The 24,043-nt window shown below is 34.7% G+C and carries 20 protein-coding genes; 18 read left to right on the forward strand and 2 right to left on the reverse strand.

Annotation, left to right across the window (positions count from 1 at the left end; genetic code table 11):
- Positions 1-22: 22 nt before the first annotated feature.
- Both WKT08_RS05000 and WKT08_RS05005 read right to left on the reverse strand, forming a co-directional pair.
- Positions 23-1,108 (reverse strand): DEAD/DEAH box helicase, encoded by a 1,086-nt coding sequence (locus WKT08_RS05000; RefSeq protein ID WP_340280484.1) that lies wholly within the window; start codon positions 1,106-1,108, stop codon positions 23-25.
- A complete protein-coding gene (locus WKT08_RS05005) occupies positions 1,105-2,085 on the reverse strand; it encodes a Gfo/Idh/MocA family protein (RefSeq protein ID WP_254732587.1) in 981 nt (326 codons plus the stop codon). Before WKT08_RS05005 ends, WKT08_RS05000 begins: the two co-directional genes overlap by 4 nt.
- A 121-nt stretch (positions 2,086-2,206) precedes the next feature.
- On the opposite strand from WKT08_RS05005, the gene WKT08_RS05010 reads away from it, so the two are divergent.
- The 18 genes from WKT08_RS05010 (at position 2,207) to WKT08_RS05095 (ending at position 23,967) form a co-directional block, all read left to right on the forward strand.
- On the forward strand, positions 2,207-3,130 hold the full coding sequence (locus WKT08_RS05010; protein ID WP_340280489.1) for a glycosyltransferase family 2 protein: 924 nt from the start codon (positions 2,207-2,209) through the stop codon (positions 3,128-3,130).
- A 3-nt stretch (positions 3,131-3,133) separates the two neighbouring features.
- Positions 3,134-4,609, forward strand: a complete 1,476-nt coding sequence (locus WKT08_RS05015; protein ID WP_340280491.1) for a glucosyltransferase domain-containing protein — start codon at positions 3,134-3,136, stop codon at positions 4,607-4,609.
- A gap of 76 nt (positions 4,610-4,685) precedes the next feature.
- Positions 4,686-5,537 carry a dTDP-4-dehydrorhamnose reductase gene (rfbD, locus tag WKT08_RS05020; protein ID WP_340280493.1) on the forward strand — a complete coding sequence of 284 codons (852 nt, stop codon included), beginning with the start codon at positions 4,686-4,688 and terminating at the stop codon, positions 5,535-5,537.
- Positions 5,538-5,613: 76 nt separating this feature from the next.
- Entirely contained in the window at positions 5,614-6,900 is a 1,287-nt protein-coding gene (locus WKT08_RS05025; protein WP_340280495.1) for an oligosaccharide flippase family protein, read from the forward strand.
- Positions 6,901-6,905: 5 nt separating this feature from the next.
- Positions 6,906-7,850 carry a glycosyltransferase family 2 protein gene (locus WKT08_RS05030; RefSeq protein WP_340280497.1) on the forward strand — a complete coding sequence of 315 codons (945 nt, stop codon included), beginning with the start codon at positions 6,906-6,908 and terminating at the stop codon, positions 7,848-7,850.
- A 23-nt stretch (positions 7,851-7,873) separates the two neighbouring features.
- On the forward strand, positions 7,874-8,842 hold the full coding sequence (locus WKT08_RS05035; RefSeq protein ID WP_340280499.1) for a glycosyltransferase family 2 protein: 969 nt from the start codon (positions 7,874-7,876) through the stop codon (positions 8,840-8,842).
- A complete protein-coding gene (locus WKT08_RS05040; protein ID WP_070450529.1) occupies positions 8,843-9,559 on the forward strand; it encodes a glycosyltransferase family 2 protein in 717 nt (238 codons plus the stop codon).
- A complete protein-coding gene (locus tag WKT08_RS05045) occupies positions 9,559-9,915 on the forward strand; it encodes a DUF2304 domain-containing protein (RefSeq protein WP_070450533.1) in 357 nt (118 codons plus the stop codon). The genes WKT08_RS05040 and WKT08_RS05045 overlap by 1 nt, the downstream gene beginning before the upstream one ends.
- Positions 9,905-10,681 (forward strand): glycosyltransferase family 2 protein, encoded by a 777-nt coding sequence (locus WKT08_RS05050; protein WP_129824188.1) that lies wholly within the window; start codon positions 9,905-9,907, stop codon positions 10,679-10,681. The genes WKT08_RS05045 and WKT08_RS05050 overlap by 11 nt, the downstream gene beginning before the upstream one ends.
- Before the next feature lie 179 nt (positions 10,682-10,860).
- Positions 10,861-13,812, forward strand: a complete 2,952-nt coding sequence (locus WKT08_RS05055; protein ID WP_340280501.1) for a rhamnan synthesis F family protein — start codon at positions 10,861-10,863, stop codon at positions 13,810-13,812.
- Entirely contained in the window at positions 13,799-15,097 is a 1,299-nt protein-coding gene (locus tag WKT08_RS05060) for a DUF2142 domain-containing protein (protein ID WP_129299368.1), read from the forward strand. The genes WKT08_RS05055 and WKT08_RS05060 overlap by 14 nt, the downstream gene beginning before the upstream one ends.
- A 9-nt stretch (positions 15,098-15,106) precedes the next feature.
- Positions 15,107-16,354, forward strand: a complete 1,248-nt coding sequence (locus tag WKT08_RS05065) for a glycosyltransferase family 4 protein (protein WP_340280502.1) — start codon at positions 15,107-15,109, stop codon at positions 16,352-16,354.
- 143 nt (positions 16,355-16,497) lie between these two features.
- Positions 16,498-17,646: a beta 1-4 rhamnosyltransferase Cps2T gene (gene cps2T, locus WKT08_RS05070; protein ID WP_340280503.1), complete on the forward strand. Its 1,149-nt coding sequence runs from the start codon at positions 16,498-16,500 to the stop codon at positions 17,644-17,646.
- Entirely contained in the window at positions 17,643-18,584 is a 942-nt protein-coding gene (locus tag WKT08_RS05075; protein ID WP_070673908.1) for a glycosyltransferase family 2 protein, read from the forward strand. The genes cps2T and WKT08_RS05075 overlap by 4 nt, the downstream gene beginning before the upstream one ends.
- The gene (locus tag WKT08_RS05080) at positions 18,584-19,393 is read left to right on the forward strand and encodes an ABC transporter permease (protein WP_340280504.1); all 810 of its coding nucleotides are present in this window, start codon (positions 18,584-18,586) and stop codon (positions 19,391-19,393) included. Before WKT08_RS05075 ends, WKT08_RS05080 begins: the two co-directional genes overlap by 1 nt.
- Positions 19,393-20,601: an ABC transporter ATP-binding protein gene (locus tag WKT08_RS05085; protein WP_340280505.1), complete on the forward strand. Its 1,209-nt coding sequence runs from the start codon at positions 19,393-19,395 to the stop codon at positions 20,599-20,601. The genes WKT08_RS05080 and WKT08_RS05085 overlap by 1 nt, the downstream gene beginning before the upstream one ends.
- A complete protein-coding gene (locus WKT08_RS05090; RefSeq protein ID WP_340280507.1) occupies positions 20,594-21,463 on the forward strand; it encodes a rhamnan synthesis F family protein in 870 nt (289 codons plus the stop codon). The genes WKT08_RS05085 and WKT08_RS05090 overlap by 8 nt, the downstream gene beginning before the upstream one ends.
- Complete coding sequence (locus tag WKT08_RS05095; protein WP_445330261.1) at positions 21,463-23,967, forward strand: LTA synthase family protein; 2,505 nt, start codon at positions 21,463-21,465, stop codon at positions 23,965-23,967. Before WKT08_RS05090 ends, WKT08_RS05095 begins: the two co-directional genes overlap by 1 nt.
- Positions 23,968-24,043 lie beyond the last annotated feature (76 nt).

A 24,043-nucleotide genomic window follows, 5' to 3' on the forward strand; every position in this document is an offset into this window, starting at 1 on the left:
CATTCACTAGCAGAGGATTTTCTTATTCATTTAAAAAGAGTTCGGAATTTTTTAAAACCAGTTCACGGACAGAAGCGTATTTTTTCAAGGCTTTGAGTTCTTCTGGGTGGGTGATAAAGGTGATCACATAGCCATCACGCCCCATTCGTCCTGTTCGACCGGCACGGTGGGTATAGGTCTCCACATCACGAGGAATATCGTAGTTAATCACACACTCAAGATGTTCAATATCGATTCCACGAGCGACCAAATCGGTGGCCAGCAAGAGGGTCAGCTGATGGTCTTTGAAGCGTTCCAGAATGACCTTGCGGTATTTGACATTGACATCACTGGCGAGCGATACAGCCTCAACACCACGGTATTGTAGTTTTTCTTCAGCACTACCCAGATCAGACAGGCTATTGAAAAAAGCCAGACCACGAAAATCTTCGACGTAGGCGAGTTTGCGGAGCAATTCAACCTTGTCCCGCTTATCCACTTGCATATAAAAATGTTGGATATTATCCAAAGAAACTCCATCAACCGTAACGCGAAGAGTATTTTCCTCTAGTTGGTCAGGATCGACCTTGGCTGTGGCGCTCATATAGATATATTGGTGGTCACGGGGAGCATAGTGGCTGATTTTGTCGACGAAGTGGTACTGAGAATCGCTCAGTAATTGGTCGAATTCATCTAAAATGATGGTTTCTACATTCATCATTTTGATCTTTTTCAGCTTGATCAGTTCAAAGATCCGACCAGGCGTCCCAACCAGGATTTCGGGTCCTTTTTTGAGGCGTTCGATTTGCCGTTTTTGACTAGATCCTGAAAGGAAGAGTTGTGTCTGGAGACCGAGAGGCTCTGCCCATTGTTTGGTGACATCAAAAATTTGTCCTGCTAATTCTGTATTAGGAGCCAAAATCAAGAGTTGTTGGGCCTTCTTCGGTTTGAGTTTGAGCAAGCTCGGAAAGAGGTAGGCGAGTGTCTTACCAGTACCGGTAGGACTGATCCCGAGGACATTTTCTCCTTCATAGATAGGGGAGAAGATCTGTTCCTGAATTTCAGTGAATGTATCAAATCCGAGTGTTTCTAACTGGTCTTTCCAGCTTTGTGGAAATTGTTCTTTCATTCTTTTTCATCCTTAAATTGTATTCCAGCGCTTTGACGCATCTGGTAGAGGGTTTCATGGACCTGCTCAGCTGTTTGTAACCATTCAAGATAAGCAGCTGGCTTTTGATGAGCGATGGCAAGGGCAAAGGCTTCCGCCTCTTCTTGCATTTGGTGTGGGCAGGACTGGATCGGAAGGTCGATGACTTCCCCAGAATGGCTGACGAAGCGAGCCTGGTTGATGGCTGCTACAGCATTGAGAGTTAGTGTTCCAGTCTTGGTGTAGATTTCAGCAGGTAGATGGCTGGTGATATTTTTCCCTGCCTGAATGGCAACCTGAAACTCTGGATAAATCAAGACACCTTGACCATAGAGATCAACCGAATTGGGTAATTGCTGAGCGGTGTAGTGGCTGGAGATCGGTTCTCCAAAGAAGCCGATCGCCAAGTAGAGGCAGTAGACTCCCAGATCCATCAAGGCTCCACCTGCATAGACATCTGAGAAAATATTGGGCATCTCACCTGCAAGAAGGGCAGGCAATTTAGAAGAATATTTGGCAAAGGTGAAGTTGGCGCCCAGTATTTCCTGGTTAGAGAGGAAGTTTTTAACTACTTGAAAGGCTTCTTCTTGGTAATTTCTGGCAGCTTCAAAGAGATAGACCTGATGCTCATTAGCGAGCTTGACCAGCTCCTTCCATTCAGAAGGGGTGGTCACAGCGGGTTTTTCAATGATGACATGCTTCTTGGCCAGAATAGCAAGCTTGGCCTGAGCGAAATGAAGAGAATTAGGGCTAGCAATGTAGATCACATCCAGTTCACTGTCTAAGAAGTCGATGAAATCCGTGTAGCAAGAGATCGCTCCATAAGGCTCACAAAACTCTTGAGCAGTCTTCATCTTTCTCGAATACACAGCCTGCAAGTGATAGTGACCTGTCTGATGAGCAGCTGTAATAAATTCGTGTGAAATCCAACTCGTACCAATAATTCCCAGCTTTAACATAAGGTGTCCTTCCGTCATCGATTCACTCTATTATACCATGAAAAGGGGGAGGGGTGAAAAATACTAGGGTTTATGAGAGTTTTTTGTTACAATAGAAAGTGAATAAGCCAAGGAGTAAGAGATGACCATATCAGTTGTAGTCCCATGTTTTAACGAAGAAGAATCGATTCCATTATTTTATCAAGCGATGGAACGTGTTAGGATGGAGATGGGAGAAAAGTTTGAATATATTTTTATAAATGATGGCTCCTCAGATGGTACGCTATCCGTTCTTCGAAAGCTACATGTTACGGATTCAAATGCGCATTACCTTTCTTTTTCTCGAAATTTCGGAAAAGAAGCAGCACTCTATGCTGGACTTGAGCGTGCTAATGGTGAATTCGTCACAGTTATGGATGTAGATCTACAGGATCCTCCAGAGTTATTGCTTCAAATGAAGAAAAAATTGGATGAAAATTCAGAATTAGACTGTGTCGGTACCCGACGCGTAACTCGGGATGGCGAACCACCAATTCGATCCTTCTTTGCACGCATGTTTTATAAATTGATCAATCATATCAGTCAAGTAGAAATGGTCGACGGTGCGCGTGATTTCCGTTTGATGCGCCGTCCCATGGTCGATGCGATTCTAGAGTTATCAGAATACAATCGCTTTTCAAAAGGAATTTTTGCCTGGGTAGGATTTGAGACAGAGTACCTCGAATATAAAAATGTTGAGCGCGTGGCAGGAGAGACGTCTTGGAATTTTTGGTCCCTCTTCAAATACTCGATCGAAGGAATTGTCAATTTTTCTGATGCTCCACTAAATATTGCCTTTATTGGTGGACTGTTGTCTTGGATTTTGGCCTTTATCATGGTGATTTTGATTGTGATCCGTACCCTAGTGTTTGGAGATCCCACTTCTGGATGGCCATCCCTCATGACAGTGATTCTTTTCCTAGGAGGCTTCCAATTACTAACCATCGGGATTTTAGGTAAATATGTTGGTAAAATATTTATGGAAACTAAGAAACGGCCAGTTTATGTTGTGAAAGATGAGGAATAAAGAATGGTTGATGATTGTAAATCAATATTTCAGAATCTTTTTGAGTATATAAAAAGAAATAGAGCTGCGTGTTACCTCATTTTTGTTATCTATTTACTTGTAAATATAAATATTAGTTTAGCAGAATTTCCTTATATTGACGATATTGGTCGACAACTTCAAGGCTACACAGGATTTTCTGAACATTATTCCCGATATTTTAGTGAAATAACATCTCGTTTTATTCAGGGTGGAACCCACTTAACTGACCCTGGTTTGACAACAAATATTATTTCGTCTATTGTTTTAAGTATTACAAGTATTTTATTATTATTTATCTTATTTCCCTATAAGAAGATAGATTGGTTCACTGCACTATCATCAACTATTGTCGGTTTAAATCCTTGGTTCTTGGAGCCATTGAGTTTTAGATTCGATAATCCTTTCATGTCCTTGAGTGTATTTGTGTCTATCTTGCCATTCATTTTTTTGAAGTCCAACAAATTGTTTAGTTTGAGCTCGATATTATGTATTTTTCTAATGTGTAATTCTTATCAAGCATCTTCAGGGATTTATATTTTGGTTGTCCTAACCTTAGTATTTTTAGAATTTCTAAATGATAATAAATTGAATATTCAAAGGATTATTATATCATCCGTATCGTATATTCTAGGTATGATTTTATATAAAGTTCAAATTACAATTAAGCCACCAATTTTCGCAGACCAAGGTAGGATTCCTGGATTGTTAGATATTCCAGCTACGTTATTTAATAACGCAAAGGGGTATTTAAAAAATATTTACAATCAAAGTTCGAATATTTGGATAGTTCTTGCTGCTATTTTAATTATTTTTTTAATTATATCTGTTTATTTGATAAGTAAAGAAAAGAAATTGACAAAAACAGTTTTAGCAATTTCCTGGTTATGTTTAGGCTGTATCTTTAGTTATGGTTCTTACCTAATTCTTTTAGAAAAGTTCTATCTTTTAAGACCTAGATATGAATATGGATTGGGAATCTTCTCATCAATCATTTTGATTGTAACCTTAGGGATTTCGACTAAATTTCATTTCTTTGAAATATCAAAAAAATTCTTAATATTATTGAGTGTATACTATGTGTTGTCATTCTCGTTCATTTATGTTGATAGTTTAAAGCAACAAAATAAAACATTCGAAACACAGAGTGTCATGTTAGGCAGTACACTTAATAAGTATGTTTCAGCGGAAAATAGGGTGGTTAATATTAATAGGTTTATATCAAATTCACCTATATACGAAAATTCAGCTCTTGTTTACCCCATGATTAGTAGCCTAATTATGCCAAATACAAATATCTCCTGGGATATGACGATGCGATTTAATAGCTTAACGAAACTAGATGTTGATTTTAAAATGTTTGATATAAATCAGATAGATTCTAGTTATAGAAAAGTTGAAACTACAAAATTATACGATATTTTATCTAAAGATGATCAATTATTTGTTATAATGAAATAGAATTTAGTTTGCTAATGAACAATAAATACACTAAATTTTAACGAATGTTAAAATAAATTTTTAAGGAGATTTTACCATGATTTTAATTACAGGTGCAAATGGTCAACTTGGGACAGAGCTTCGCCATTTGTTGGATGAACGAAATGAAGAATATGTAGCTGTTGATGTGGCTGAAATGGATATCACAGATGCAGAAAAAGTAGATGAGGTTTTCGCAGAAGTGAAACCAACCTTGGTTTATCACTGTGCTGCCTATACAGCTGTTGATGCTGCTGAAGATGAAGGAAAAGAGTTGGACTATGCCATCAACGTGACTGGTACGGAAAATGTAGCAAAGGCATCTGAAAAGTACGGTGCAACCTTGGTCTATATCTCAACGGACTACGTTTTTGATGGTAAAAAACCAGTGGGACAAGAATGGGAAGTAGACGATCAACCAGATCCTCAAACAGAGTACGGTCGTACCAAACGTATGGGGGAAGAATTGGTTGAGAAGTATGTGTCTAACTTCTATATCATTCGTACAGCTTGGGTCTTTGGAAATTACGGTAAGAACTTTGTCTTCACCATGCAAAACCTTGCCAAGACTCACAAAATACTTACAGTTGTTAATGACCAACACGGTCGTCCAACCTGGACCCGTACCCTTGCAGAGTTTATGACTTATTTGGCTGAAAACCGTAAGGAATATGGTTATTACCACCTATCAAATGATGCTGAAGAAGATACAACTTGGTATGACTTTGCTGTTGAAATCCTCAAAGATACGGATGTTGAAGTGAAACCAGTGGATTCTAGCCAATTCCCAGCTAAAGCGAAACGTCCACTTAACTCAACGATGAGCTTGGCTAAGGCTAAGGCTACAGGGTTCGTCATTCCAACTTGGCAAGATGCCTTGAAAGAGTTTTACAAACAAAAAGTGAAATAAGAATACTTTATGAGCTAAGAGGGAGGACGTGTGTCATGCTGTTCTCTCTTTTTTTATTTAGAATATGATATAATTAATGGAATATAGTTTTCGAAAGAGAGTGAAATATTTGAAAAAAGTAACTGCTCAAAAGGTTTTTTTCTGGAATATTTTAGGAAGTATGTCTTCAGCTGCTGTTTCAGTTATACTTCTTTTTATTGTTACACGGGCTTTAAATAGTGCTTCAGCGGATATCTATAGTTTTGCTTATGCAATTGCGAATCTCTTTGTTATTGTAGCAAGTTTTCAAGTCAGAGATTTTCAAGCAACAGATATAAGAGAAAAGTATTCTTTTGATACCTATTTTGTCACAAGAATCATTTCTAATGTTGTTATGGTTCTTCTTTTAGTGACGTATTTAATTTTTAATACTAATACTCACTCAAATCTAGGAATAATTTTTTGGGTCTCTTTTTTCCGAGTTAGTGAAGCCTTATCAGATGTTTTTCAAGGATTGTTTCAGCAGAAAGAACGTCTGGATATTGCAGGGAAGTCCCTTTTCCTGAGAAATAACATTTCAACAATCGTATTTGCTTTAACTTTAGTTATCTCTAAAAATCTATTGTGGTCTGTTATCGCACAAACCATCAGTTCATTTGTTTTTATTGCTCTATTTGATTATCCTCATTCAAAAGTCTTCCATCGCTTAAATCTTAAGAGTGTTAGGTTGAGTAATATTATCAATGTATTGAAAGATTGTTTACCTTTATTTATTAATGCTTTTTTGTTGGTCTCAATTTATAATCAGCCTAAATATGCTTTGAATGATATTTTTAATCAAGGTTTGATTGGAAATGGTGTTCAGCGAGATTTTAGTATTTTGTTTACACCAATTTTTGCCATGAATCTTATGATTGTGTTTCTTAGACCAATGATTACACAACTTGCAGTCTTTTTAGAAGAAAAGAAGATTTCTCATTTTGTCACTTACAAGAATAATCTCTTCAAGATTTTATTTGTTACTTGTACATTAATATTTTTAATTGGTGCTTTTATAGCCATCCCAGCTTTGGATATTGTATATGGGACTAACCTTAAACAGTATCAGACGAGTTTTATCGTCTTGTTGCTTGGAGGAATTGCAAGTACTTTTTCAACTGTATGTGATAATATTTTGACAATATTTAGGAAGCAACATTTTTTGGTTATTTCCTTTATTGTTGGTTATATTGTCTCAATCTTAACTGCCAAGCCTCTAGTGTCAAAATTTGAAATTTTTGGGGCCTCATTATCATTTCTTTGTGCAATGATCGCATGGCTTCTTGCTTCCCTAGTAATTTATTTTGTAACAAACCCATATACAATCTTTAGAAGGAAAAAATAATTGACATGAAATTTTCAATCATTATTCCAGCATATAATGTAGCAAATTATCTAGAAAACTGTGTAGAAAGTATTCTTAAACAAACATATGATAATTATGAAATTATAATTGTAGATGATGGTTCAACTGATGAGACAGGTAAAATAGCAGATGAACTATTGACACGATCTATGCAAATTAATGTAGTTCACCAATCTAACGGTGGTGCTTCGAAGGCGCGTAATACTGGAATGAAGAAAGCTACGGGGGATTATATTTTGTTTTTAGATGGCGATGATTTTTGGAGCGATAGTCATTTTTTAAAACAGATTGCTAGTGAGCTTACTATAGAACATGTAGATGTTATTATTTTCGGTTATAGTTATTATTACGATAACGAAATTAAAGAATCTACGATATCTCGGTTAAAAGACTTAGGTGAAGCTACTAATTTTGGTTTATTTAATGGCCCTAATTGGAATAAATGTATTTCTAAGGAATTAATTAATAAGGGTTTAAGTTTTCCTGAGGATTTAGTCTCTGAAGATAGTCTGTACTGTTCATCAATAATGAAAATGATGGAAAGTTTTTCTGTAATTACTAGCACTCAGTATATGTATCGTCAGAACAGAGCTGGAAGTTTAACAAATGTAGTGAAAGAAAGAAATGTTTTAGATACTCTTGTGGGAATTAGTAGAGGTTTATCTGATGAAAAGTCACTTTCTGAAGTTAAACGTAAAGCCTTAAATACTTATTTTACAATTTCTTATATTTCGATTTTACCTTATGTTAAGCCATATCTATTTAATCAAGAAATACGCGACTTACTAACTCAATATAAGTATTTGTTGAAAAATTCAAGTCATATAAATAACAAATCATTTAAAATAACAGGTATCTTTACTTCGATTTTTGGAATTAATATCTCAACAAGGTTATTTTCTTACCTTCTGAAATTTTATAAAAAATAGTAGATAGAAAGTAAAAGTATAATATGTCTAATCCAACCGTTTCAGTCATAATTCCTGTATATAACGCACAAGAGGGAATTAGACAATGTATAGATTCTCTTCTGAATCAGTCATTTACAGATTTTGAAATTATTCTTATAAATGATGGCTCTACTGATAATAGTTTAGAAGTTATTAAAGAGTATGCGGATGCTAATGATTTTATCCGAGTAATAGATAAAGAAAATGAGGGAGTTGCTAAAACTAGAAATAAGGGTATACAACTTGCTAAAGGGAAATATGTTGTCTTTATCGATAATGATGACTTTGTTGATTCGGATTATTTAGAGCGTTTTTATAATGAAATAGACCAAGAACAACTAGATATTGTTCTTGGTGGTTATAAGCGCGTTAATCAGGAAATGAAGACACTTTTTAAGCAAGATTTAACACAATCTGAATGGTCTAAGTATATAGTCGTTGCACCTTGGGCACGTATTTATCGAACTTCGTTTTTAACAGATAATAATATCCAGTTCTTTGATTATCCAATAGGTGAAGATGTTATCTTTACTTTGACTGCTTACAATTTAACAGAAAAAATTAAAATAATTGATTATAATGGCTATAATTGGTTTTTTAACGAGAAGAGTATCTCAAACACATCTCAAAGAGGCTTTAATCCGAATATAGATATTGTGTATTTCCTGAGTCACTTGCTTCAAGTTGCTGGCGATTCAAAATATATTCGCTATTTTATTAAACGATATTACATTTGGTATTTACTCTTTTCTGGAAGAGCCGCTTCAAGCTCGTCATTTATGGATCAATATAGAAAAATTAAACAATGGGTTTCTAAAGAAAATATTGATTCAAATTTAACCCCATTATCATCTGAGATAACTGGGGAACGAGTTCAAACAGTTATTTCTGTAATTGCTTTTAGAACTTTTGAACATTTGAGATTAGTTTCACTGTTTTCGAGGTTTTACTGTAAAGGGAAGGAGAAGTAGTTGAGAGTTTTAATGATAATTCCTGCCTACAATGAGGAGGAAAGTATTTTCGATACAGTAACAAGTATTGTGAATTACCGCAAGAAAGTTGATTTTGATTTGGACTATGTTGTGATCAATGACGGATCAACGGATAAGACAAAACAAATTTTGGAAGAGAATCATTTTAACGCTGTTCATCTTGTGATGAATCTTGGGATTGGCGGTGCGGTTCAAACAGGATATAAATATGCACTAGAGAATGATTATGATGTAGCGGTTCAATTTGATGGCGATGGTCAGCATGATATTGAATCCTTATCAGATTTGCTAGAACCAATTCAAAAAAATGAAGCAGACCTAGTAATTGGTTCTCGTTTTGTTGGTGATGTTAAGTCTGAATTTCAGACGACTTTTATGCGACGTTTTGGTATTAGCGTCATTTCTAATCTGATTAAATGGACAACTGGACAAAGAGTTTTAGATACGACATCGGGCTATCGTTTAGCTGATAAAGCTGTTATTAAACAGTTCGCTATGCGTTATCCAATCAAGTATCCTGAACCAGAAACTATTGTTCACATTTTGAAACGTAAATATAAGGTTGTGGAAAAACCTGCTAATATGTTTGAACGTACAGGTGGAGTATCCTCCATCACCCCTATCAAGTCTATTCGTTACATGATAGAAGTATGTTCATCAATTCTTATCGCAGCCTTTATGAAGGAGAGTGAATAATGTCAGTTTTATCTATTGTGATGTTGATAGCTTCGATCTTTTTCCTTTATTTAGTCATTAGAAATATCAACAAAAATAATATCTTATTTGAACAGGCATTCATGTGGATTGTTATCAGTCTTGTCATGATTGTAATTTCAGTGTTTGATTCTATTCCTGGATACTTTGCTAAATTACTTGGATTTGAATTGACCTCCAATTTTCTATTGTCTCTTACTATTTTTTTCCTGTTGGTCATTGGATTTTTGCAAACCATGACTTTGTCAAAACAAAAAGAACAGATAAAGCATTTAGTTCAAGAATTATCTATTTTAAAAAGTCAAGTAGAAACGAAAGAGGAGAATGATGAACAGTAATCATACCTGGGTGATCTGTGCTTATGGAGAGAGCGAATACTTGGAAGCTTGTATTCAGTCTTTGAAGAATCAAACTCTCCAATCACAGATTATCTGTTATAGTTCAACACCACTGGACTCGATCAAAGAACTTTGTAAGCGTTATGCTATTCCATTTTACACCAAGCAGGGTGGTGGGATTGGTAAGGATTGGAACAATGCCATGTCTTTTGTAGAGACGAAGTATGCTACCATCGCCCATCAGGATGATTATTATGAGCCGGACTATGCTGAGAAAGTTTTGGCTAAGATGGAAAAAAATCAAGATGTGTTGATTGGGTATTCTGATTATTTTGAAGAAAAAGATGGCCATAAAATTCCTGCGAATACAAATCTGAAGATCAAAACCTTGATGTTAAAAACCATGAATCTTTTTCCTGCTAGTCACTTTTGGCGAAACCGTGTGATGGCTTTTGGGAATCCGATTTGTTGTCCAGCTGTCACCTATAATCGTGAAAATTTGAAGAATTTCTATTTTGATGAAGGGATGAGAGTGAGTTTGGATTGGTACGCATGGTATAAGATCAGCGAGTATAAAGGTCGTTTCGCTTATGTATCTGACAAGCTCATGTGCCACCGTATCCATGGAGAGTCTGAAACATCAAAAACCATTGCAGACAATACGCGTAGTAAAGAAGATCTATACATGTATGAACTCTTCTGGCCCAAATGGATGGCCAAGTTGCTGATGAGACAATATGTGAAGAGTCAGAAGACGAATAATTAATTTTTGTATTTTGAAAAATAGAAGTAGCTGTAGAGCTGCTTTTCTTTTTTGGTTAAAATATAGTATAATTAATTTGATTATACTTTTAAAGATTGCTAAAAGGCAATCCTCGAAGTACAGTAGTATTAGTAATTATCATATACTAATTGATGTTTTATTAAACAAATTGGACGGAAATAATGAAAAATTTAATCTCTGTGATTGTAACTTGTTATAATCACGAAAAGTATATTGAGCAATGCTTACGAAGTGTTTTTAAACAGACTTATCAAAATATCGAACTAATTGTTCTGGACGATGGGTCTACAGATGGATCTAAGCAGATTATTCTTAAGACTTTAAAGGATTCGCCTTTCGAGGTAAAGTTTGAATCTCATAAGAATATGGGGGTTGTAAAAACAAGGAATAAGGGTATAGAACTGATTAATGGAAAATATTTTCTCTTTGTTGATAGTGATGATTATTTGCCAGATGACTATGTTGAAGAACTTTATTCATGTGCAATAAATCAACAGGCGGATATTGTTTATTGTGATTTGTTTGATTTTGAAAAAGATGAAATTTATTTAAAAGCTAGAAATTTTGAAATATATAGCTTTTTGACGGCAAATTATATTTCCAATTGTTCGTTAGTTAGAAAAGATATTCTTGGTGAAATCAGATACGATGAACATTTATCAGGAAAAAAATTGGAAGATTATGATTTTTTCTTGAATCTTGTAATTAATAGAAATGCTAAAGCTTGTTACCAACCAAATACAAAGTTATTTTATCGAGTATTTGAAACAGGATCTATTTCTTTACGTAATTCAGTCAAATATCATTATGAAATATATCTTGAGATCCTTGAGAAGTATTTGGATAAACTTCCTCATGAGGTTTATAAAGCAGTTTGTGATAATCTCATGACTTTAGAAGATCGTTTAGAAAGTTTAATAAGTCACCATAATGATGTTTCTGAATATGTAAAAGAATTACAAAGAAAGCAGAAACAACTTTATCGTAAGAGTCAAACGCAAGTAGTAGAATTGAAAGAGGCTCGTAAAGAGATACAACTGATTCGAAGTTCTCTTTCGTATCGTATTGGGAATTCTCTGATTAAACCTATTAAAATCACGAAGGTTTTATTAAAAAATCCACGAAAAATCAAGTCTTATTTAAATGCTACAAAGGAGAAAATTGTTAGATTACGTCGTCATGTGACCCCACTTAAGGTTCATCGGTTACGTCGTCTTAGAAATAGTCAACGGTCTGCTCTGTCATTTTCTGGTAAAAGAGCACTAGTCTATGTCATTTTCGAATCTGAAAATCGGTTGCAAGAATACAAATTACGTTTTTTACAGGCCTTGTCCCCGTTGATGGATGATGTCATTGTTGTTGTAAACGGTCAGCTTCATGTTGAAGATATCAATACACTTGAACCCTATGGACAGGTTTTGACTCGTGATAATAAGGGATATGACACAGCAGCCTTTAGAGAGGGGATCTTTGCTCTTGGTAAAGATAAGCTTAAAGATTACGATCAACTGTTCTTGGTCAATGATACCAATATTGGACCGATGAGGGATCTGTCTCAGGTTTGTCAAGAGATGACTGATAAGCATCTTGATTTCTGGGGTATTTCATTTGGAGAAGAGCAAGAAGATGTTACGAAGGAGAACCCATACGGCTATATTCCTAAGCACCTTCAGTCGTATTTTCTAGTTATTGAAAAGCTCATGTTAAATGATGATGCTTTTTATGAATATTGGACACATTTGACAGACACAGATTCTCGCGATAAGGCTATTGGTCGACATGAGACACGTTTTACCAAGTATTTTTCTGATTTAGGTTATCGTTTCGATGCTGTGGTGCAAGAATACGAAGATTCTGCTATGTATATTCACCCGTTGAGGATGCTTAAAGCAGGTAGCCCTTTGGTCAAATACACAGCTTTGAAAAATTATGATGAGGATCAATTCTTGTGGCAAGGTCTTGAGCGTGAGTCAGAAGTTCCGGATTTGCTAGAGTATGTTGCTGAGAAGACAGATTACCCAGTGTCAATTTTGCAAGATATTGTCAATAAATTCAAAGCTGTTCCTCGTGAACAATATATTTTATTGATTGATGGTGTTGAAAATATTATTCCACAATGTACGCGCTATCGTGTTTTAAATAAAGCAGAGCAATTACGGAAACATGGATTTAAAGTTAAGGTAGTAAATTTATCAGAATTCGAATTGACTCAAGCTCAAAATGCAAGTCATATTATCATATATCGGTCACCAATTTCTCCTGAACTACTCCGTCTTTGCCATTTGGCAAAGGACTATGGAAAACCAATTTTCTTTGATATTGATGATTTGGTGTTTGATACGCTATATACTGATCAATTGAGTTATACTAAAGGATTACCACACCATGAGAAGGAAAATTATGATGCTAATGTTCGAAACTATGGTTACATGCTAGAGAACTGTGACGGTGCTATTACTTCAACGAATCAGTTGCAAAAAGAGTTGAAGAAGTATCAAAGCAAGGTTTTGCTGAATCGTAATCTAGCCTCTGATGAGTTAATCTCTATCAGTAGTCAATTTCTTAAGGACTATTCTCAAGTCTCAGACGTGGTTAAGATTGGTTATTTTTCTGGTTCAATAAGTCATAATGAGAATTTTGAATTGATTAAACCAGCAATTAAGCAACTGCTTAAAAAAAACAGTAATGTTCAATTACATATTGTCGGAATTCTTGATATTCCAAAAGATATGAAGCCCTTTGAAAATCAAATTGTCACTCACGATTATGTGGGCTGGGACAAATTACCTGTATTGATTAGCGAGGTTGATATTAACCTGGCACCGCTTGTGGATTCTATCTTTAATCGTGCCAAATCTGAGATTAAGTGGATTGAAGCTGCTTTGGTGAAAGTACCAACAGTAGCAAGCAAGATAGGAGCTTTCTCGGATATGGTTATTGATGGTGAAACAGGTCTGTTAGTTACTGATGATCAGTGGTTTGACAAGCTAGAAGCTTTAGTTTTATCTCCAGAATTAAGGCAAAACTTAGCAGAATCAGCATACCGAGCAGTCCTTGAAAATTGTACCTTAAGCAAGAAAGATGAAATGGTGACTTATTTTGAACAGAATTAAACAGATAAAAGTTGAAAATTTATTTTTCATATTAGCAACGATTTTTATTTTCTCATTTATGTTTCTGTTTCCGATTAATCGTGTGCCAGATGAAATGAACCACGCGCGTATGACTTGGGAGACTTTCCACAAACCAACGGAGAATTCCTTTAAGTGGATGGATGAGATACCAAGTAATGATAAGGTTAAACCAAAGGAATATAAACAACTTCTAGCACGCAAAATTGAAATGAAGAATGAGCCATTTAAATTTGGTATTAGTCTAAAAACGATTTCTTTTTTACCTCAATTAATTGGGATGACGATAGGAAGTTGGATTAGTCCCTCGGTTGGGATGATCATTTATATGGGGCGTATCTTTAATGCATTAGCTTATATACTTGGGTTATACTTTTTAATACGTTATTTTAAGTATGGAAAGACAGCCTTGATGTTTATATCACTATTACCAATTATGGTCCAACAAGCTTCATCTCTTTCTTATGATGTGATGAATTACTTGGAAGTGATGTTGGCTTTTGGTTTTATAACGAATCTCGCCTATTCGAAACGATTTACCAATCGTAATTTTGTTCAAGTGATCGGCCTTGCGATTTTGCTTCTAGCAACAAAACCAAATAATATTTTGTTATTAGGTTTGATACCTTTTGTATCATTTGAATTTAAGGGTGTATTAAAAGTTTTAAATAGACCGTTTAAGTCATTAAAGATTATAGTTTCTAGATATAAGTTTGTCTTTTATCTTTTACTACTTATAACAATAGGTTTCATTTTACAATTTTTAATGAGAAATGAAGGTGGTCTCGTCCATTATATTCATGTCCTTTTAAATACACTTGTAAATGCAAGGCAAAATGGAGATTTAAATTCTATTCTCACAATAGGAGTTTTTGGTTATTTAGGAAACTTTACATTGCAGTTACCTCTATGGCTGATTTTTATAGATATAGCAGTATTGGTTTTAATTTTCTTAGCTAATGAAAAAGATTTCTTTTCAAAAGATTTTTCAATTTTTGCAGCCTGGTTGTTTCCAATTCAAGTTCTAGCTACTGTAACAGTTATGTACCTTCAATGGACACCGATTGTTCTTGGACACGGGGCTTCTGTTTCAGTTGGTTCTCAAGGGAGATATTTTACACCATTTTTAATCCTCTTTTTACCTTTAGTGGCAAATTTAGGAAATTTTGAAATCTCGCAAAATAAAGTTTTAAAAATTTCAACCATAACACTACTACTAAATTTTCTAATTTCCATTTTTTTGATAATTCCATTCTATTGGATGTAGGAGAAAATTATGGCCAAAACAATTCTATTCATTTCACCAACAGGAACGTTGGATAATGGTGCTGAAATTTCAATTGTGAATCTGATGGAATTTCTTGTGAAAAAAGGTTATCGTGTATTAAACGTTTTTCCTGATTATAAAGTTCCATCTCAAGAAGAGTATCAAGTAGGACTTCAGAAAAAAGGGATTGAGACCTATGGTCTTTCAGCTGTCAAATGGTGGTGGGAAGAAGCACCGGGTGGTTTGCCGGCTAATCATTTTATACGAGTGAATTCTTATAATAAAAATGTCAAAGATATTCAAAATATTATTGTAGATAACAAGGTGGAACTTGTCATCAGTAATACAGTCAACGTCTTTCAAGGAGCACTTGCTGCCGCTTTTGAGAATGTCAAACATTTTTGGTTGATTCATGAATTTCCTGAGGGGGAGTTCGGTTACTACAAAGAAAAACTAGACTTTATAGATAAGTTTTCTGATGAAATATTTGCTGTAACAGGAGCTTTAACTGAGGATTTAGAAAAGTATTTTCCAAATAGGAAGATTTATTCCTTTGCACCTTATACTCAAATTGAACCAAAAGAAGATGTAAAAACTGAATCTAATGACCAACATCGTATTGTTTCGGTTGGTCGCTTGACTCAGAGAAAGAATCAGCTTGAGTTAATTAAAGCTTTTCAGATGCTTAATCGAGCAGGAACCGAACTTGTATTTTTAGGCGCATGGGATGAGGATTACAAACAACTCTGCGATGATTATATAGCAGAGCAAGATTTGAAAAATATCTCATTTTTTGGGTATTTAGATGATCCTTGGTCGGAGATTACTGATAAGGATTTAGCTGTTTTTCCATCTAGTATGGAGACGTTTGGTCTTGTTTATGTTGAGTCTGTTTTAAATGGTATTCCAACAATTTTATCAGATAATGCGGGGCATAAATCTGCTTTTGAATATATGAATGAGCAAGGTCGTATCTACCCTTTGGGTGATTTAAATGCTTTAACTAGAATGATCTCAGAGGTCCTTGATGGATTTGATCAAGAGAAATTTGAAGCAGTACAATCTGTTCCAAGTTTAAAAGAGAGATATTCTCTTGAGAGAGTTTATGCTAATATTACTGAAAAGATTGAGGTTGATGAATTGTGTCATAAAAAAGTAAATCAGAAAGATACGGATTTTTTAAACAGCCGAAAAGCTCTAATAAAGAGTGTAAAATCTGCTTTTAAAAAAATATTTCGACTGAAGAAACTGGGTTAGAATTCTTTATCACAGTGGGAGTATAACGGAAGGAATTTTATTTAAAGCTCCTTCTGTGACACTCCCTTTTCTGTTTGGATTAGGCAAAAAGGCTAGAAAATGGTATAATTGAATAGACTGTGAATGATTTGAAAGGGAACTCTATGCAACATGTTTTTATTATCGGAAGTCGTGGACTTCCGGCTCAATATGGCGGTTTTGAGACTTTTGTGGACCAATTGGTTTCGCATCAAGTGTCTCCAGATATCCAGTACCATGTTGCTTGCCTTTCTAATGATCAAGCTTATCAACATTTTGACTACAAGGGTGTCGATTGTTTTACCATTAAAGCCCCTAAGCTTGGGCCTGCGCGTGTCATTGCTTATGATATGATGGCCATCAACTATGCCTTGAAGCTTATTAAGAAACAAGGAATTGAACAGCCGATTTTTTACGTCTTGGGCAATACAATTGGAGCCTTTGTGGCGCCTTTTGCGCGCAAGATCCATAAGATAGGCGGACGATTTTATATCAATCCAGATGGACTAGAGTGGAAGCGGGCCAAGTGGGCCAAGCCGATCCAAGCCTATCTCAAGTATTCTGAAAAGATCATGACGCGCCATGCTGACTTGGTTATTTCTGACAACCCAGGTATTGAGTCTTATATCAAGGAAGCCTATCCTTGGTCCAAGACGACCTATATTGCCTATGGGACGGACTTGTCTCCAACCAGCCTAAGCAGTCAGGATAATAAGGTCCGAGAATTCTATCAGAAATGGCAGACTCAGGAGAAAAACTATTACCTAATTTTGGGCCGCTTTGTTCCAGAAAATAATTATGAGACCGCCATTCGTGAATTTATGGCCTCTTCCACCAAACGGGATTTGGTGATCATTTGTAACCAGGAAGGCAATCCTTATTTTGAGGAGCTCCGAGCTCGAACTGGATTTGATCAGGATCCTCGTGTTAAGTTTGTAGGAACGGTCTATGATCAAGACCTGTTGAAGTATATCCGTAAAGAAGCCTTTGCCTATATCCATGGTCATGAAGTGGGCGGAACTAATCCTGGGCTCCTAGAGGCTCTCGCTCATACGGATCTGAATTTAGTTTTAGGAGTCTCCTTTAACCAAACGGTTGCAAAGGATACGGCTCACTATTGGACTAAAGAAACTGGGAATTTGGCACATTTAATTAACCAGGTCGATCCTTTAGAAGATGTATCTGAATGGGGGCAACGTGCCAAGGCTAATATGAAGCAAAACTTTACCTGGGAAAAAATTGTAGGTGAGTACGAGGAATTATTCTTATTATGAAAGTAAATATCTTGTTGTCCACCTATAATGGTGAACAGTATCTAAAAGAGCAGGTCAAAAGTATCCAAGACCAGACCTATCAAGACTGGCAACTCTTGATCCGAGATGATGGATCGACAGATGGTACGGTGGAGATCATTCAAGAGTTGGTGGCCCAGGATGAGCGCATTCGCTTTATCAACCAAGGAGCTATCGAAAATCTCGGTGTTATCAAGAGCTTCCATGCCCTCTTGAAGTATGAGAAAGCAGATCTTTATTGCTTCAGTGACCAAGATGATGTCTGGCTTCCTGAAAAAATTGCTCTTCAAGTAGCAGAAGCCGAGAAGCATCCTCAAGAAGTGCCTTTGCTGGTCTACACAGATTTAAAAGTGGTCGATGAAAACTTGAATGTGCAGCATGAGAGTATGATTCGCACCCAGTCTGATCATGCCAATACCGAACTGATTCAAGAGTTGACGGAAAATACGGTAACTGGCGGAGTTGCCATGATTAACCACGCTCTGGCTGACTTATGGACGGGTCAAGAAAAACATGCCCTCCTTATGCATGACTGGTACTTGGCCTTGTTGGCAACTGCCTTTGGGAAGCTCATCTATATCGATCAGCCGACAGAATTGTACCGTCAGCACAGTAGCAATGTTCTGGGAGCTCGTACCCTTAGAAAACGGGTCAAAAACTGGGTTCGCCCTCATGTTCTGTTTGCTAAATATTGGAATCTCATCGAGTCCAGTCAAGAACAAGCAAAAAATTTATTGGATCTGCCTGTCAGTTCACAAACTAAAGAAATCATTGAAAACTTTGTCACCATTATGGATGTTCCACTAAAAGAACGTTTGAGACGGATTCGTCAGTATGGTTACCGGAAGAACCGGGCTTTTCATACGGTTGTGTTTACCAGCTTGATTCTGACAAAGTTTGCATATCGAGGTAAAAAATAATGTTTGACGTTTTTAGTCAGAAAAATCGAATTTTATTACGAGAGTTAATCAAAACAGACTTTAAATTACGCTACCAAGGATCAGCGATCGGTTATCTTTGGTCTATTTTAAAGCCCCTGATGATGTTTAGTATCATGTATGTGGTATTTGTTCGCTTTTTAAGATTTGATGATGGAACACCGCATTATGCTGTTGGATTGCTTTTATCAATGATCTTTTGGACGTTCTTTACGGAAGCAACAAATATGGGAATGTTGTCTATTGTTTCAAGAGGAGATTTGCTACGCAAATTGAATTTTCCTAAGCAAACAATTGTTGTCTCTTCAGTTTTTGGAGCTGCAATTAATTTTTCTATTAATCTTTTAGTAGTATTTGTATTTGCTCTCATAAATAATGTTTCATTTGGTATTCATTCTCTAATAATTATTCCTTTATTTATTGAGATGTTAATCTTAGCTATTGGGTGTGCATTTATCCTATCGGCCTTATTTGTTAAATATCGAGATATTGGTCCGGTTTGGGAAGTTGTTCTTCAAGCAGGTATGTACGCCAGTCCTATTATTTATTCGATTACCTATTTATTGCAACGAAATCATTTGGCAGTTGCTAAAATGTTGATGATGAATCCAATAGCTCAAATGCTACAAGATATGCGTCATTTTATTATTGATCCAGTTAATCCACGTGGTTGGGATATCTTTGATAATAAAATGATAGCTTGTATTCCATATTGTATTCCAGTATTCATTTTTGTGATTGGTTTGATTGTATTCAATAAAAATTCGAAACGATTTGCGGAGATTTTATAATGTCAAGTAATGTAGCAGTTAAGGTAGACCATGTCAGTAAATACTTTAAGTTACCAACTGAATCAACCCAAAGTTTACGAACAACTTTAGTAAACCGTTTTAGGGGGATTAAGGGTTACAAGAAACAAGAAGTTTTACGTGATATATCTTTTGAGGTTGAAAAAGGTGATTTTTATGGTATCGTAGGTCGAAATGGTTCTGGAAAATCGACTCTCTTAAAAATTATCTCAGAAATCTATGTGCCGGAAAAAGGTTCCGTCACGATTGATGGGAAACTGGTATCCTTTATCGAACTTGGTGTCGGTTTTAACCCCGAGCTGACAGGCCGTGAAAATGTCTACATGAATGGGGCAATGCTTGGTTTTTCAACAGCTGAGATTGATGCCATGTATGAAGATATCGTAGAGTTTGCTGAGTTGCATGAATTCATGAACCAAAAACTCAAGAACTACTCATCAGGCATGCAGGTTCGTCTAGCTTTTTCGGTCGCGATTAAGGCCCAAGGCGATATCTTGATTTTGGACGAGGTCCTCGCAGTAGGAGATGAGGCCTTCCAACGCAAGTGTAATGATTACTTTATGGAACGTAAAAAATCAGGTAAGACGACGATTCTTGTTACCCATGATATGAATGCCGTAAAAAAATATTGTAATAAAGCTGTTTTAATTGAAAATGGCTTGGTTAAAGTAGTTGGAAACCCTGACGATGTTGCAAATCAATATAGTTATGATAATGCATCAAATCAAAGGGTTTCGAATGATGATGTTACAGTTGAGGATTCAGCTGTAAGCAATTTAAATATAAAATTGCTTTCGAATAAAATGTCAAGTCCTGAAGTTCCCATTGAGTTCGAGGTGTCATATGATGTTAATCAGGAAATTAAAACTTACATAGCTTTCTCACTAACTGAAATTGACCGCGGACTTTGGGTATATAACGATAATTCTTTAGATTTTTTGACAGCTGGAAAAGGGAGAAAGAATTTCCGTTACTCATGTAGTTTATCAAGCTTGAATGATATCAAATTAAAACTTCAAGTTTCTGTACGAGATAGTTCGAATACAATGCTTGCATTTGCAAAGGGAGATAATTCACCTATAATTTTGTTAAATCGAACAGATATTTCTGATGATGATATTTCTGCAAAAGACTCTGCTACTGGATTGATTCAGAGGAATGGTCATTGGGAGACTTTAGTTGATGAATAGAATTCTTTTGTACATTCATTATAATAAATTTGATGAGGTCAGTGAGCATGTTCTTTATCAGTTAGAGAAAATAAAACCACTTTTTTCTCGTGTAATTTTAATATCCAACAGTCATTTAGAAAAGAATTACATGAGAAAATTAGAAATGATTGGAATAACTGAAATTATTCAAAGAGCAAATATTGGATTTGATTTTGCAGCTTGGCGAGATGGAATGGAATACGTTGGTTTTGATCATTTGGAAAAGTATGATTCTGTGACATTGATGAATGACACTTGTATAGGTCCTCTTTGGCCATTAGAACCTTATTTTAGATCATTTGAATCCGCTATAGATTGTGATTTTTGGGGAATGACAAACTTTAAAAAAACAAAATATTTTCGAGAACATGTGCAAAGTTATTTTGTATCTTATTCTCAAGCGGTAGTATCATCTAAGGTTTTTCAAAAATTTTGGATGAGTATCAAAAATTTTGAAAATGTTAGACAAGTAATTGATCGCTATGAAACTAAATTGACATCTAAATTAAAAAAATCAGGTTTTAACTATCAAGTGGTTTTTAATACTTTGCACGAAAATTCTGATGAAATGGTTCATCCTGATTTTTCTTACTATAAACCTTTTAAAATATTAGAACATCGTGTTCCAGTTTTAAAAGTTAAAGCAATTCAGGCGCATCCTCTTCAAGCTGATCAGTTAAAAAATAAAATAAGGGAAGTTTCAGAATTTCCAATTGAAATTTTAAATAGTGTCTATTCTTCAATAGAATTTTTTTCTGTTGAAAATGAACAAACAGAAAGATACACTTTATTAAAAAAAGTGCGAAACAAAATTAAAAGAACAATAGGAAGAAAAGGATAATGGATTTAAATAAGATTTATAGCTTTTATAATAACTATCTTAAAAAACGTATTCTAAAAATTATTCTATTCTCTCTTGCGTTTGCATTATTAATTTTAAATGTTATTAATATGCAGTTTACAGTAAAGTCACATTATCGTATACAAGAGGTTTCTTATTTTAATATTTCAATATTATTAATCGGTATTTCTAGTCTCTATTTGGGAATGATATTGTCAAAAATTTGGAATAAGAAATTTTTTATTAAATTAGGAGTGATCTATGGATTGTATTTATTATTTTCATATATACTTGATGCTAGTCTAAGAGTAAATGAAAAACAGTTTAATTTTTTTAAGAGCTTGCAATCCTCTTTTCTTCAAACAGATTTCATATTTTATATTGCTTTAATTTTTATATTCGCTTTTGTCTATCATTATTTGATTTCTGTATTTTTCCCATTGTTTGAAAAATATCTAATTCCAATTTCGAATGATCGAGAAATATATACATTTATTTTCTATGCATTTTCTTTAACAGCTTTTTGTTTTACTGATAGTAAATTTTTTAACGCCGTAATGGGGAGTAATTTCATTACTCAATTTCTTGAAAATAATATTATAAAACTTACGATTCCTACTTTAATAGAACTAGATAAACTGATTTTAACCTTGGTTATCATTGTTTTCTTTATTTCTTGTTATATTGTAAAAGGGATAAATGAATTAGAAAATAATAAACCGGGATTTGGCTTGGTGGTTCTTACGAGTGTTGTTTTTTCTATACTATTAAATTATTTTCTTCAATATAGTATACGAACAGATGTAATCGTAATGGAAAAACACATTTTTCCTGGGGCTACACTGTTTCAAATTAGCATTTTTTTTGCTGTGTTTTTGTTTCTGTACTCTATTATCAACGAGTATCTGTTGACCACCATCATAAATATATTGCTTATTATTGGAATTTCAATTTCAAGTTATTTAAAATATCAGTTCCGCCAAGAACCATTGTTACCAAGTGATTTAAGTTGGTTGAAAAATCCAGGATCACTTTTAGGATTTGTTGGATCAAGTTCTTATTTATATGTTTTTGTATTAATAGTTTTCTTTTCATTAATTTATTGGTTTTTTAAAGATATTTTTCTTTATGGTAAAATATTTAAAGCACAATTGGTTAGATTTGTAACAATTCTTTTTATTCTATTTTTCTTTACTACTGTCTACTATTCCTTTAAAAATAGGCAAGATGGTAAAATGAGTGAACATATTCCAGTATTAGCAAACTTAAATAATCGGTATGATATTGCATGGTTTGGAAATACAGTTAATGCGCAAATGAAATCAAATAGCTATGTATGGTTTTCTCAGATGACATCCGATATTATGCATAAACCTGAAAAGTACAGTAAAACTTCTATTAAAAAGATTGAAGAAAAGTACCATTTAAAATCAGTAGAAATAAATAAATATCGAAATCAATTCATCAATGAACAAACTGTAATTTATGTATTAAGTGAAAGTTTTTCAGATCCATCAAGAATAGAAAAAGTTCAAGTTTCATCAAATCCAATTCCTAAAATTCAAGGAATCAAGAGCAGAACAACTAGTGGATTGATGAAATCTGATGGGTATGGAGGTGGGACTGCTAATATGGAATTTCAAACGTTAACAGGATTGCCAATGTACAACCTTTCTCCAAGCATTTCTATTCTATATACTCAAGTAGCACCTAATATGAAATATTTTCCGTCTATAAGTAATTATTTTGAACCTAAGAATCGAGATGTTATTCATATTGCAAGCCCTAGTAATTATTCAAGAAATGTAATATATGGGAATTTAAAATTTAATAAATTTATACATTATGGAAACAAAGGAAATAAAGGATATAATGTTGGTGGGAATTATAGTGATGATTCAACTTATCACTTAATTGAAGAAAATCTGAATAAGAATAGTCAATTTTTCTCTGTGATTACAATGCAGAACCATACTCCGTGGACTGAACCGAATCCCATAGATATGAATGCAAGTTATCCAGGTTTTTCGGATGGACAAAACAAATCTTTATCATCGTATGTGAGAATGCTTTCACAAACTGACACCGCCACCCAATCCTTCTTGGAAAGTCTTTCTAAAATAGATAAGAAGATTACAGTGGTATTTTATGGGGATCACTTGCCAGGTCTCTATCCTGAGTCCGCCTTTAAGAATAATCCGGAGAGTCAGTATCAGACAGATTACTTCATTTGGAGTAATTTTGATGCTCCAAAATTGAATTATCCTTTGGTCAATTCAAGTGATTTCTCTGCTATGGTTTTTGAACAGACCAATTCAAAAGTTTCGCCTTACTATGCTTTGTTGACAGAAGTATTGAAAAAAGCAAGTGTCGATAAAAAGGCCTTAGAAGGAGAAGCGCAAGAAATTGCAGAGGATTTGAAAATGGTTGAATACGACTTGATTAGTGGAAAAGGTTACCTTTCTAAAGACTTCTTTAAAGTTCCAACTGATAAATCCAATTAAAAGGAGAGCTAGCAGGTAAAAATCTTTGTGATTTTGGCTGTCTGGCTCCCTTTTTTTTGTTTTTTATGCTAAACTA

Origin of the sequence: Streptococcus sp. HCA-5024 (assembly GCF_037890265.1) — a bacterium.
GTDB lineage: Bacteria > Bacillota > Bacilli > Lactobacillales > Streptococcaceae > Streptococcus > Streptococcus lingualis.

Coding starts and splice junctions, on each gene's coding strand:
- WKT08_RS05095 (WP_445330261.1), top strand. CDS start 21,463: ATGGATTTAAATAAGATTTATAGCTTTTATAATAACTATCTTAAAAAA.
- WKT08_RS05025 (WP_340280495.1), top strand. CDS start 5,614: ATGGAATATAGTTTTCGAAAGAGAGTGAAATATTTGAAAAAAGTAACT.
- WKT08_RS05090 (WP_340280507.1), top strand. CDS start 20,594: ATGAATAGAATTCTTTTGTACATTCATTATAATAAATTTGATGAGGTC.
- rfbD (WP_340280493.1), top strand. CDS start 4,686: ATGATTTTAATTACAGGTGCAAATGGTCAACTTGGGACAGAGCTTCGC.
- cps2T (WP_340280503.1), top strand. CDS start 16,498: ATGCAACATGTTTTTATTATCGGAAGTCGTGGACTTCCGGCTCAATAT.
- WKT08_RS05015 (WP_340280491.1), top strand. CDS start 3,134: ATGGTTGATGATTGTAAATCAATATTTCAGAATCTTTTTGAGTATATA.
- WKT08_RS05030 (WP_340280497.1), top strand. CDS start 6,906: ATGAAATTTTCAATCATTATTCCAGCATATAATGTAGCAAATTATCTA.
- WKT08_RS05065 (WP_340280502.1), top strand. CDS start 15,107: ATGGCCAAAACAATTCTATTCATTTCACCAACAGGAACGTTGGATAAT.
- WKT08_RS05010 (WP_340280489.1), top strand. CDS start 2,207: ATGACCATATCAGTTGTAGTCCCATGTTTTAACGAAGAAGAATCGATT.
- WKT08_RS05085 (WP_340280505.1), top strand. CDS start 19,393: ATGTCAAGTAATGTAGCAGTTAAGGTAGACCATGTCAGTAAATACTTT.
- WKT08_RS05045 (WP_070450533.1), top strand. CDS start 9,559: ATGTCAGTTTTATCTATTGTGATGTTGATAGCTTCGATCTTTTTCCTT.
- WKT08_RS05050 (WP_129824188.1), top strand. CDS start 9,905: ATGAACAGTAATCATACCTGGGTGATCTGTGCTTATGGAGAGAGCGAA.
- WKT08_RS05055 (WP_340280501.1), top strand. CDS start 10,861: ATGAAAAATTTAATCTCTGTGATTGTAACTTGTTATAATCACGAAAAG.
- WKT08_RS05080 (WP_340280504.1), top strand. CDS start 18,584: ATGTTTGACGTTTTTAGTCAGAAAAATCGAATTTTATTACGAGAGTTA.
- WKT08_RS05000 (WP_340280484.1), bottom strand. CDS start 1,108: ATGAAAGAACAATTTCCACAAAGCTGGAAAGACCAGTTAGAAACACTC.
- WKT08_RS05005 (WP_254732587.1), bottom strand. CDS start 2,085: ATGTTAAAGCTGGGAATTATTGGTACGAGTTGGATTTCACACGAATTT.
- WKT08_RS05035 (WP_340280499.1), top strand. CDS start 7,874: ATGTCTAATCCAACCGTTTCAGTCATAATTCCTGTATATAACGCACAA.
- WKT08_RS05075 (WP_070673908.1), top strand. CDS start 17,643: ATGAAAGTAAATATCTTGTTGTCCACCTATAATGGTGAACAGTATCTA.